Source organism: Bacillus sp. AFS012607, assembly GCF_002558005.1.
GTDB classification, from domain to species: Bacteria; Bacillota; Bacilli; order Bacillales; family Bacillaceae_G; genus Bacillus_A; species Bacillus_A thuringiensis_S.
The window spans coordinates 391171-402893 of sequence record NZ_NTVM01000006.1; the positions used below are offsets into that span (position 1 = coordinate 391171).

The window sequence follows — 11723 nt, forward strand, 5'->3', positions numbered from 1 at the left end:
ATACAATGATTACAACTGAAATTAAACGAGTAAAAAATCACATTAACGGTGAGTGGGTTGAATCGACAGGTACGGAAGTAGAAGCAGTTCCAAATCCAGCGACTGGAAAAATTATCGCTTACGTTCCACTATCTCCAAAAGAAGATGTTGAAAAAGCTGTTGAAGCGGCAAAAGCAGCATTTGAAACGTGGTCTAAAGTACCAGTTCCGAATCGTTCAAGAAATTTATATAAATATTTACAGCTATTACAAGAAAACAAAGATGAGCTTGCGAAAATCATTACGCTAGAGAATGGTAAGACGCTAACGGATGCAACAGGTGAAGTACAGCGTGGTATTGAAGCAGTGGAACTTGCAACATCGGCACCTAATTTAATGATGGGTCAAGCGCTGCCGAATATTGCTAGTGGAATTGATGGATCAATTTGGCGCTACCCAATCGGAGTTGTTGCTGGTATTACGCCGTTTAACTTCCCAATGATGATTCCGTTATGGATGTTCCCACTTGCAATTGCTTGCGGTAATACATTCGTATTAAAAACATCGGAAAGAACGCCACTTTTAGCGGAGCGACTTGTAGAATTATTCTATGAAGCAGGTTTCCCAAAAGGCGTATTAAATTTAGTACAAGGCGGAAAAGATGTTGTAAATAGCATTTTAGAAAATAAAGATATTCAAGCTGTTTCGTTCGTCGGTTCTGAGCCAGTAGCTCGTTACGTATATGAAACAGGTACGAAACACGGAAAACGTGTACAAGCGTTAGCGGGTGCAAAAAACCATGCGATTGTAATGCCAGATTGCAATCTTGAGAAAACAGTACAAGGTGTAATTGGATCTGCATTTGCAAGTAGTGGAGAGCGCTGCATGGCATGCTCAGTAGTAGCAGTAGTGGATGAAATTGCTGATGAATTCATTGATGTATTAGTAGCAGAAACGAAAAAATTAAAAGTAGGCGATGGCTTTAACGAAGATAACTATGTTGGACCATTAATTCGTGAATCTCATAAAGAGCGTGTTTTAGGCTATATTAATAGTGGTGTAGCAGATGGGGCAACTTTATTAGTAGATGGCCGTAAAATTAATGAAGAAGTTGGAGAAGGTTATTTTGTAGGTGCGACAATCTTTGATGGCGTGAATCAAGAAATGAAAATTTGGCAAGATGAAATTTTTGCTCCAGTATTAAGCATTGTACGTGTTAAAGATTTAGAAGAAGGTATTAAACTAACAAATCAATCTAAATTTGCAAATGGTGCGGTTATTTATACGTCAAATGGTAAACATGCACAAACATTCCGTGATAACATCGATGCTGGTATGATTGGTGTAAATGTAAATGTTCCAGCACCAATGGCATTCTTCGCATTTGCAGGAAATAAAGCTTCATTCTTTGGTGATTTAGGTACAAATGGTACAGATGGCGTTCAATTCTATACACGTAAAAAAGTTGTAACTGAGCGCTGGTTTTAATAAAGAGTAGACTGTCAAATTAGTTGTGAAATGAAAAACACCACTATTAATAGTGGTGTTTTTCGTTTTTATCAATTACTTTTTTCAAAAGCTAGTTTAACACCAAATCCAATTAGGACGATTCCTGTTAGCCCTTGAATATAACGTTGCGTTTTCGGTTTTTTCATAAAAGCACTAATTTTATCAATTAAAAATATATAAAACGCAAACCAAAAGGCGGTTAAAACGAGGTAAGTAAGGCCCATTACAAGAAGTTGAATAAATGTATTATGATTTGGATTTAAAAATTGCGGTAAAAAAGTTAAAAAGAAGACTGCTATCTTAGGATTTAATAAATTCGTTAGAAATCCTTGGCGAAAGCAAGAAGTATGTTTGTTTTCATTATTTAAAGATATATCATTTGTATCTACGCCTTCTTTATTTCTTACTGCTAAAAGGGCTTTAATACCGATATATATTAAATAGAGAGCCCCAACGTACTTGAAAATAGAAAATAAAAGAGCTGACTTTACAATAAGTGCAGAAAGACCAATTACAGCAGCTAAAGTATGAATTAATAGCGCGATACATGTACCGAACACTGTTTTTACTCCACCGACTTTACCGGCAATCAATGTATTTTTCGTAGCCATTGCTGTATCTGGACCAGGTAAAATGATAAGACAAATAGACATAATGATGAAAAGAAGATAATTTTCTATCATAGCCGTCCCTCCTTTTTATTTTTAGAATATTTGATTAAAATTAGTGTAGCACAAAAGTGGATTTAATAAAATTAAATCTTATTAAAAATCATTAAATAAAAAGGCTATATAGTAGCTGTAATTACACTACTATATAGCCTCGATTTTATCCCGCTATTTGCGGGTAGTAAGATTTCCACCGCACAAGATTTAGCTGAAGCAAAGAAGTTAGGTGGGGGATGAACAAAACACCCACGCATTACAGTTTCATTTTATGCATTAAGTAAGTTAAAGAAACGATTCACATCTTCTTCTGAAACGTCACTTAACTGTTTATATTTATAGTTCGGATTTTGATCTTTATCAACGACAACGGAGCGTACTCCTTCGAAGAAATCTTCATGTCTCATGAAATTTTTAGCAAGTATAAGGTCCGTAGCGAAGCATTCTTCAACGGATTTATCTTGTCCATCAATAAACTGTTTTAAGGTTACTTTTAGTGAAATAGGGGATTTTGATAACAGTGTTTCTTTTGTTTTTAGAGCAAAGGAACTTTCATCTTTCTCCAATGAATGGATGATTTCTTCAATTGTATCGAAAGCAAAATGTGAATTGATTGCTTCTAATGAAGGAGTCAGCTCGCTTTCTAAGTTTGGAGCAGTTGCAAATGTACGAATAACTTCTTTTAAATTAGTATGTACATCATCTTCTTTATGCCAATTTACACTTTCAAGTTCAGTAAGAAACTCTGGTAATGAATCAGATGTCATAAAGTAATCAGCAGCATTAATAAATAATACGTCAGAAGCTTTTAAAATAGATGCTGTTAAAGCAACGAAGCGTCCTGTATATCCAGGTGCTTTATTTAAGAAATATGCAGCTCCGACGTCTGGGAAGAAGCCGATATTCATCTCTGGCATTGCCCATTTCGTACGCTCAGTTACAATGCGATACTTCGCACCATTTGTAAGACCGACACCACCGCCCATTACAATTCCATCTAAACAAGCAATAATCGGTTTTGTATATTGATAAATATATGTATCAATTTCATACTCTTCTTCAAAAAAACGTTCTGCATGTTGCAATGCCACTTCATTGGAACGCGCTTCATAAAGAGTTTTAATGTCGCCGCCTGCACAAAAACCTTTTGTGCCAGCACCTTTTAACACGATAAGTGCAATACGCTCATCGTGTTCCCACTCTTTAAGTTTTTGTCCGATAGGTTGTAACATGTCATAAGATAAAGAATTAAGTGCTTTTGGACGGTTTAAAGTAATTGTTGCAACGCCGTTTTCACTAATAGAAAATAAAACGTGTTCAGTCATAATGCATCCTCCCTTACATATCTTCTTATTCTTAATTCTTGATATGTACTGAAATGTCCTTTATAAATTTTGTCAAAAGTTGACGGTAAATATTAATTTGTTCACCGCATATTTTGACGAGTTATCTTTGCAGGATTTCAGAGACTAAGGGGGAATATTACAACATTACTGTAAGTGTAATTATTTGAAGTTATAATAATAAAAGCGCTATTATATAGGTGTGAATTGTTCATTATCAATTCTAAAAAGAGTGTTTGAAGAAAAAATGAATCGTACAATTGTAATAAAAAACTTTACACTGAATTAGAAATAGAGAAAGGAGAAATCGGAATGCCAGGACCTTTACTATTGTCGGTTATTATTTTGTCTTTTTTAATGATAGGAATAACGCAGTATTTTCATCATACAGATACGACAGAAGAAGTGAAGGATAAAGTACGTCTCGTATTTCCGATTTTTATAATATCTATTTCATTCTGTATTTTATTAAATAAAGATGGGTACATTGTCGCAGTGTTCTCATTTTTCGTCGCAATCGTTTTAATTACCGTTCTATATTATGTAATGAAAGACTTTATACAAAAATAAAGATGTCACAATAGACATTTTTATTTTGGGGAAAATATAAAATTTCACATACCGTATTTTATATAAAATACATAAAACATATAACAATAGAAAAGTGTGTACTTTGCTGTGTATGTACTTGTCAATCTTGCATAGCCACTATACTATTAAAATGTAGAGATTATAAAAAGGGGTTGTATCTATCATGAAATTTGAGATGCACACAAAAATTATTTCAAATGAAAAAGAAGTAAGATTACATATTGAAGAAAATATATTTCAATTAATATTGGATGGTTATCACTTATTTACAATTCAAGAAATATTGCCTTTATATAAATCAAATGAAGAAAGAATTGGAAGTGCAACGATATTGAAGCTAGAGTGGGAGAACGGAAAAACTACAATAAACTATCAACTCGTTTCACTAAAATCAGTAAATTAAAAGGAGTAGAAAAATATGAAGTTATTTCATACAGCGGATTGGCATTTAGGTAAGCTTGTTCATGGCGTGTATATGACTGAAGACCAAAAGATTGTATTAGATCAGTTTGTACAGGCGGTTGAAGAAGAAAAACCAGATGCCGTAATTATTGCAGGGGATTTATATGACCGAGCAATTCCACCTACAGAAGCAGTAGACTTATTAAATGATGTGCTGCAAAAAATAGTTATTGAATTACAAACACCAGTTATTGCAGTAGCTGGTAATCATGATAGTCCGGATCGTATCCATTTTGGAAGTGGTTTAATGAAAAAACAGGGATTACATATTGTAGGTCAATTTCAATTCCCGTATGAACCTGTCGTACTAAATGATGAATATGGAGAGGTTCACTTCCATCTAATACCGTATGCAGACCCAAGCATAGTTAGACACGTGTTGAAAAATGAAGACGTACGTTCTCATGATGATGCGATGCGCATTTTTATGAATGAGCTCTCTGAAACGATGGATAAAGAAGCTAGACATGTATTTGTTGGACATGCATTTATAACTTCTTCAGGAGAAGCGGAGGAGAATACAAGTGATGCAGAACGACCACTTTCAATTGGTGGTGCTGAATATGTAAATAGTCATTATTTTGATAAGTTTCATTACACAGCGCTTGGACATTTACATCAAGCGCATTTTGTACGTAATGAGACGATTCGATATTCTGGTTCACCACTTGCCTATTCTATTTCTGAAGAGAAACATAAAAAAGGTTATTACATTGTAGAAATGAATGAAACCGGTGAAGTAGCAATTGAAAAAAGGTTACTTTTACCACGTCGTAAAATGCGAACAGTAGAAGCGAAAATAGATGAATTATTACAGCACCCAGTAAGTGAAGATTACGTATTTGTAAAATTATTAGACGAAAATCCTGTCTTACAGCCAATGGAGAAAATACGATCTGTATATCCAAATGCAATGCACGTTGAAAGAGCGATGCAACGGCGAGAACTCACAGATACAAATGAAGTAACTGTTTCAAGACATAAAACGGATGATTTATCTCTTTTAAAGGCTTTCTATAAAGAAATGAAAGGGTTAGATTTATCAGAAGAGAAAGAACGCCTATTTATAGATGTATTACAAACAGTGCAAGAACGGGAAGGTGAACGAGGATGAGACCGATTCAGCTTATTATGACAGCATTCGGGCCATATAAACAGAAAGAAGTAATCGATTTTGAAGATCTTGGAGAACATCGTATTTTCGCTATTTCTGGGAATACGGGAGCTGGAAAAACAACGATTTTTGATGCGATTTGTTATGTATTATATGGTGAGGCTAGCGGAGAAGAACGTAGTGATACGAGCATGCTTCGAAGTCAATTTGCTGATGATAATGTTTATACAAGTGTTGAACTAACCTTTCAGTTAAAAGGGAAACGCTATGAAATAAAACGACAACTTGGACATAAAAAACAAGGGAATAAGACTATTACAGGACATGCAGTAGAATTATATGAAGTTATTGATGGAGAAAACGTTCCAGCCGTCGATCGTTTTCATGTAACAGACGTAAACAAAAAAATGGAAGATTTAATTGGGTTAAGTAAACATCAATTTAGCCAAATTGTTATGTTACCCCAAGGGGAATTCCGAAAACTATTAACATCTGAGACGGAAAACAAAGAAGAGATTTTACGTCGTATTTTTAAAACGGATCGTTATAAATTAATGCGTGAGTTACTTGATCAAAAGAGAAAACAATGGAAAGACGTCTTGCAAGAAAAACAAAAAGAGAGAGAGCTCTATTTCCGTAATGTTTTTAAATTACCAATCCGTGATGGAGCATTATTAGAGACATTAGTGGCACAAGAACATGTAAATACGCATCAAGTAGTAGAAGTGTTAGAACAAGAAACAACCGTGTATAAGGCAGAGGTTGAGCAATTACAAGTAGAACAAGATGTTCAAACGAAGCAATTAAAGGATGCAGAAACACGTTTTCATGCAGCAAAATCTGTAAATGAGAAATTTATAGATTTACAACAAAAGAATGAGAAATATAACACTTTACAAGAGAACCGTGCAGCAATTGAAGGGAAAGAAAAATCCTTTAAACGTGCGGAACAAGCAAAACGCTTATTACCATTTGAACAATGGTATGAAGAAGCGATGCAAAATGAGCAGAAAGCTGAAAGTTTGTTAAAACAGATAATCGTCAAACAAGAACAGATAATGAATAGTTTTGAGCTTGCTCAGGAGAAGTATGAAGTAGTAAAGAATAAAGAACTTGAACGAGAAGAGGCTAAAAAACTTGTTCAAAGATTAGAAGAGTTACAAGCGATCATTGAATCATTAGCTGAGAGAAAGCTGAATTTACAAAATGCCGAAATTCAAATAGGGAAATTAAAAGAAAGTATGCAAAAGTTGGATCAACAACTAGAAGAGCATACAAGTCAAAAACAGGGAATGTCTGATGAATTGCAGCAATTAGAACAAGCACTTGAGCAATATGTAGCTAAAGTAGAAGAACTAACCAATATGCGAGAAGATGCAAAAGTTTTAAAGCAAGCATATGATGTTTGGCAAGAAAAACAAAAATTTGAGCAAGAAAAAGAAGCGGCAAATAATAAAATGCAAGTGGCAGTTCGTGCGTATGAAAACATGGAGCGCCGCTGGTTAAGTGAACAAGCTGGTATACTAGCTCTTCATTTACATGATGGTGAATCTTGTCCGGTATGTGGTAGTACGAATCACCCACAAAAAGCTACAGAGCAAAGTAATGCGATCGATGAAAAAGAGTTAAACGATTTAAGAGATAAGAAGAACATTGCTGAAAAATTAAATGTGCAAGTAGAGGAGAAATGGAATTTTTATCGACTACAATATGAACAAGTGATAGAAGAAGTTGTGAAGCGCGGCTACAACTCGGAAAAATTAGCTGAAACATATAGTGCACTTGTTCAAAAAGGAAAACAATTAGCAGCAAACGTGAATACGTTAAAAGCAAGTGAAGAAACACGTAAGCAGATTGCTGTGAACATGAAAAGCGTAGAAGAAAAAATAGAAGAACTTCAGAAACAAAAACGGGAAGTAGAAACAATGCAGCACCGTACAGAAATGGAGTGCATGCAACTTCGTACGTCATATGAACATGATAAACGAAATATTCCAGAAAACTTACAAACAGTACAAGCTTGGAAAGCACAGTTGGACCAAGCTATGCAGGAACTTAGGTTAATGGAGGACGAATGGAAGAAAGTGCAGGAAGCGTATCAGCATTGGCAAAATGAAAATATACGTATTCAAGCTGAACAGAAAGGTGCTTCTAATCAATTTGAAAGTGCAAAATTGAAGAAAGAAGAAACTTTCGCACGCTTTATGAAAGAGCTAGAACAAAGCGGGTTTACAGATCAATTCACGTATAAAGAAGCCAAATTAAGCGATGCCCAGATGGAGATGTTACAAAAAGAAATTCAAGGTTATTATTCATCTCTCGAAGTGCTTGCAAAACAAATTGAAGAGTTAAAATCAGAATTAAAAGATAAAGAGTATATGGATATTACATCTTTAGGTGAACACATAAAAGAACTAGAAATTAATCTCGATATAATTAAAGAAAAACGTCAACGTGCGCAAAATGCGGTAACATATATTTCTGATTTACATGAAAACATTAGACGTATTGACGAACAAATTCACGATGAAGAGAAAGCTTTCCAAGAACTTGTTGATCTATATGAAGTAATGAAAGGTGATAACGAAAGTCGTATATCATTTGAACGTTACATCCTAATTGAGTATTTAGAACAAATTGTTCAAATCGCAAACGAACGACTACGTAAATTATCAAATGGACAATTTTATTTAAAACGAAGTGAGCGAGTTGAAAAGAGAAACCGTCAAAGTGGATTAGGATTAGATGTGTACGATGCATACACTGGTCAAACACGTGATGTAAAAACATTATCTGGCGGAGAGAAATTTAACGCATCACTTTGCTTAGCGCTAGGAATGGCAGATGTAATTCAAGCATATGAAGGTGGTATTTCCATCGAAACGATGTTCATCGATGAAGGGTTCGGTTCATTAGATGAAGAATCATTAACGAAAGCAGTAGATGCCTTAATTGACTTACAAAAATCAGGCCGATTTATCGGTGTCATTTCACACGTACAAGAGCTGAAAAACGCAATGCCGGCTGTATTAGAAGTAACGAAGCAGAAGGATGGGTGTAGTCAGACTAGGTTTGTGGTGAAGTAAGCCTAGAAAATGGAGTAGGGAACCTACCGATACTTTTAGTGTCATATGTATGAATAATAAAACGTCGTCTCTTCATTGGAGACGACGTTTTATTTTATAAAATATCTATGAATTATCTGTAGAAGGCGGCGTATTCTCTAAACGATTATAAGTTTTAAAGGCTGAAATTGCCGAGATAACTCCGCCTACTAAAAATAAAGCGGATCCTCCAACTAAGATGATACGACTGACATATGTTTCCTATGCTTCTTCGACTTCTTCTTGTAACGCTGTAGGCATATGAATTCCCCTTTATAAAAGTTGTTTTATAAATAGTATATACAAACGCCTAAAATGTGTTAAAATAACTGATGATTTTATGCAGTGGGTAATTAGATGAGTAGGATGCGAGTGGCTAAATAAATCTTCATCACAAATTTATGCGAACTTCACATAGAGCACATATTAACATTGTATTATGTATATGTACCAAATAAATAAATAAAGTGAATGTAAGTTCTGTTTTCAAAAATTTAAAATCCTTTTATTTCTATATGAAAGTTTTAATCAAGGGTTTTAAAAAATTTGGAAATAGATCTTATGAATATGGAATTCATATAAAAGGGGAATGTCTTATGACAACATATACGAGTGAAATGAGAAAAACTTTAGTTTCAGAAGAAGATGTAGATATTTTAAAAATTATGGCGCATCCAATCCGCCTGCAAATTGTAAATGAATTAAGTACGAGAAAAACTTGTAATGTAACACAATTAACAGAGTTACTGAATATTCCGCAATCTACTGTTTCACAACATTTATCAAAAATGAAGGGTAAAGTGTTACGAGCAGAGAGAAGAGGTTTAGAAATTTATTATCATATTAACAATTTAAAAGCGAGTAAGATTGTTAATGTTTTAGGGTATATAAACTAGTGAAATATTTTTATATAAAATGGCCCCTGCTGTTGAGCAGGGGCTATTTTGTGTTGTTTTATGTATTTGTATTTAAAACTTTATAGTTTTTATGATTTACAATTGTTCGATCAAATTCAAAAGTACCACCGCTTACATTTGTAATTTCAACTAAGACCGATTCAGTATAAAGTTTTAGTACAGATCCTGTAATCTTTAAATTGTTTCGTTGAAAAAGTATAGTATCCCCTACGTTTGCTTTCATAGTACCTCCTTAAAGACAGAAATATTTTTTATTATATATATTAAACCACGGATAGATATATTAGTGAATATTTAGTTTTATTTATTGGAAAAAAATTTGTGATTTTATAAAAAATAAGGTACATCGAAGTATAAAAATTTTTTCTACTTGTAAAGGGAAATTTTAATTTAGCAATTGTATAACATGAGACATAATTTTTATAAAAGAAGATGATAAAACAGTTGTAAGTTGTATTGAAGCTAAACATTATAAAAGCTACTTATGTATTTAATCAGTAGTTTTTTGTATTTCGTCCTTCGTTTTCTGTAACTGATTCCATGTTTTTGACGCTCTATCTTGTAAGTGCTTACATAGGCGGAAACATCTTATACAATGAAGGTGTTAAATCAAAAGAGGTGACCAAAATGAACATAAAAAAAGTAAATTTAGCGAATAGCATTGAAATAGAAAGAGGAGGCGGAAAGGTATGAAAAAATCAACTGTTAATCCATGGTTTGTTGTTCTTGGCACAGTTATAGTACAGATGGGGCTTGGAACGATATATACATGGAGTTTATTCAATCAGCCTTTAGTTAGTAAATATGGTTGGAGTCTTAACGCTGTTGCGATAACTTTCTCAATTACTAGTCTTTCTTTAGCATTTTCAACTTTATTTGCGAGTAAATTGCAAGAAAAATGGGGACTTCGTAAACTTATTATGATAGCTGGATTAGCATTAGGACTAGGATTAATACTTAGTTCACAAGCGTCCTCATTAATATTGCTTTATGTACTAGCAGGAGTTGTTGTAGGTTATGCAGATGGTACAGCATATATCACTTCACTATCAAATTTAATAAAGTGGTTTCCGGAGCGTAAAGGTTTAATTGCTGGTATTTCTGTCTCTGCATATGGTTCAGGTAGCTTAATTTTTAAATATGTTAATGCACAGTTGATTGAATCAGTTGGTGTATCGCAAGCATTTATATACTGGGGTTTAATTGTTACAGCTATGATTGTAATTGGTGCTTGTTTAATCCATCAAGCCGCAGATCAAGGAGCAGTTCATGAAACAAAAACTAAGGAATACACAACGAAAGAAATGTTAGGCACAAAACAAGTATACTTATTATTTATAATGTTATTTACATCATGTATGAGTGGCTTATACTTAATTGGTATGGTAAAAGACATTGGTGTTCAACTTGTGGGACTTAGCGCAGCAACAGCAGCTAATGCGGTGGCTATGGTTGCAATCTTTAATACGTTAGGTCGTATTATTTTAGGACCGTTATCGGATAAAATTGGTCGTTTAAAAATCGTTACTGGTACTTTTGTTGTTATGGCGAGTTCAGTTTTAGTTCTAAGTTTTGTAGATTTAAATTATGGTATTTACTTCGTATGTGTAGCAAGTGTAGCGTTTTGCTTTGGTGGAAATATCACTATTTTCCCAGCTATTGTTGGTGATTTCTTCGGTATGAAAAACCATAGTAAGAACTATGGAATTGTGTATCAAGGATTTGGATTTGGGGCGCTTGCAGGTTCCTTTATCGGTGCACTTCTGGGTGGATTCAAACCAACATTCATGGTGATTGGTGTATTATGTGTCGTGTCATTCATTATCGCAATTTTAATTCAAGCACCTAAACATAAAAAAGAACAAGAAGAAGAGTATCGCAGCGTAGCATAAGTATATAAATCTTCTATAACACTATGATTACGAAAAAGCATCCTATTCTATTAATTAGGATGCTTTTTTTATGAGTTATTTTAACAAGGTTAAATTACTTTTTGGATTTTTATAGATGTAAAAGTGAGTGAAGTACTTATTTGGATTA

At 33.9% G+C, this 11723-nt stretch carries 10 protein-coding genes; 7 read left to right on the forward strand and 3 right to left on the reverse strand.

Annotated elements, in window-relative coordinates; all coding sequences use genetic code 11:
• The first annotated feature begins 5 nt into the window (after window positions 1-5).
• The gene (locus tag CN409_RS06700) at window positions 6-1466 is read left to right on the forward strand and encodes a CoA-acylating methylmalonate-semialdehyde dehydrogenase (RefSeq protein ID WP_000633339.1); all 1461 of its coding nucleotides are present in this window, start codon (window positions 6-8) and stop codon (window positions 1464-1466) included.
• A 71-nt stretch (window positions 1467-1537) separates the two neighbouring features.
• Here the strand turns inward: CN409_RS06700 and CN409_RS06705 are convergent, their stop codons facing one another.
• A complete protein-coding gene (locus CN409_RS06705) occupies window positions 1538-2170 on the reverse strand; it encodes a LysE family translocator (protein WP_000572346.1) in 633 nt (210 codons plus the stop codon).
• Window positions 2171-2421: 251 nt separating this feature from the next.
• Window positions 2422-3477, reverse strand: a complete 1056-nt coding sequence (locus tag CN409_RS06710; RefSeq protein WP_000134894.1) for an enoyl-CoA hydratase/isomerase family protein — start codon at window positions 3475-3477, stop codon at window positions 2422-2424.
• A 330-nt stretch (window positions 3478-3807) separates the two neighbouring features.
• Between CN409_RS06710 and CN409_RS06715 the strand changes: the two genes are divergently transcribed.
• The 5 genes from CN409_RS06715 to CN409_RS06740 all read left to right on the forward strand — a co-directional run bounded on the left by CN409_RS06715 (window position 3808) and on the right by CN409_RS06740 (window position 9662).
• A complete protein-coding gene (locus tag CN409_RS06715) occupies window positions 3808-4065 on the forward strand; it encodes a hypothetical protein (protein ID WP_001119404.1) in 258 nt (85 codons plus the stop codon).
• 184 nt (window positions 4066-4249) lie between these two features.
• Entirely contained in the window at window positions 4250-4489 is a 240-nt protein-coding gene (locus CN409_RS06720; RefSeq protein ID WP_000667344.1) for a DUF2584 family protein, read from the forward strand.
• 15 nt (window positions 4490-4504) lie between these two features.
• Entirely contained in the window at window positions 4505-5662 is a 1158-nt protein-coding gene (locus CN409_RS06725; RefSeq protein WP_017763122.1) for an exonuclease SbcCD subunit D, read from the forward strand.
• A complete protein-coding gene (locus CN409_RS06730; protein WP_097980869.1) occupies window positions 5659-8748 on the forward strand; it encodes an AAA family ATPase in 3090 nt (1029 codons plus the stop codon). Before CN409_RS06725 ends, CN409_RS06730 begins: the two co-directional genes overlap by 4 nt.
• Before the next feature lie 614 nt (window positions 8749-9362).
• Complete coding sequence (locus tag CN409_RS06740; protein ID WP_000214801.1) at window positions 9363-9662, forward strand: ArsR/SmtB family transcription factor; 300 nt, start codon at window positions 9363-9365, stop codon at window positions 9660-9662.
• Between the two features lie 58 nt (window positions 9663-9720).
• On the opposite strand, the gene CN409_RS06745 is transcribed toward CN409_RS06740, so the two are convergent.
• Window positions 9721-9906, reverse strand: coding sequence for a YkvS family protein (locus CN409_RS06745; protein WP_000646793.1), 186 nt, complete (start codon window positions 9904-9906; stop codon window positions 9721-9723).
• Between the two features lie 466 nt (window positions 9907-10372).
• On the opposite strand from CN409_RS06745, the gene CN409_RS06755 reads away from it, so the two are divergent.
• Window positions 10373-11575 carry an L-lactate MFS transporter gene (locus CN409_RS06755; RefSeq protein ID WP_000750108.1) on the forward strand — a complete coding sequence of 401 codons (1203 nt, stop codon included), beginning with the start codon at window positions 10373-10375 and terminating at the stop codon, window positions 11573-11575.
• Window positions 11576-11723: the final 148 nt, after the last annotated feature.

What these genes read in the sequence shown, in the direction of transcription:
- CN409_RS06755 (WP_000750108.1), top strand. Translation starts at nt 10,373, where the DNA reads ATGAAAAAATCAACTGTTAATCCATGGTTTGTTGTTCTTGGCACAGTT.
- CN409_RS06720 (WP_000667344.1), top strand. Translation starts at nt 4,250, where the DNA reads ATGAAATTTGAGATGCACACAAAAATTATTTCAAATGAAAAAGAAGTA.
- CN409_RS06710 (WP_000134894.1), bottom strand. Translation starts at nt 3,477, where the DNA reads ATGACTGAACACGTTTTATTTTCTATTAGTGAAAACGGCGTTGCAACA.
- CN409_RS06700 (WP_000633339.1), top strand. Translation starts at nt 6, where the DNA reads ATGATTACAACTGAAATTAAACGAGTAAAAAATCACATTAACGGTGAG.
- CN409_RS06740 (WP_000214801.1), top strand. Translation starts at nt 9,363, where the DNA reads ATGACAACATATACGAGTGAAATGAGAAAAACTTTAGTTTCAGAAGAA.
- CN409_RS06730 (WP_097980869.1), top strand. Translation starts at nt 5,659, where the DNA reads ATGAGACCGATTCAGCTTATTATGACAGCATTCGGGCCATATAAACAG.
- CN409_RS06725 (WP_017763122.1), top strand. Translation starts at nt 4,505, where the DNA reads ATGAAGTTATTTCATACAGCGGATTGGCATTTAGGTAAGCTTGTTCAT.
- CN409_RS06715 (WP_001119404.1), top strand. Translation starts at nt 3,808, where the DNA reads ATGCCAGGACCTTTACTATTGTCGGTTATTATTTTGTCTTTTTTAATG.
- CN409_RS06745 (WP_000646793.1), bottom strand. Translation starts at nt 9,906, where the DNA reads ATGAAAGCAAACGTAGGGGATACTATACTTTTTCAACGAAACAATTTA.
- CN409_RS06705 (WP_000572346.1), bottom strand. Translation starts at nt 2,170, where the DNA reads ATGATAGAAAATTATCTTCTTTTCATCATTATGTCTATTTGTCTTATC.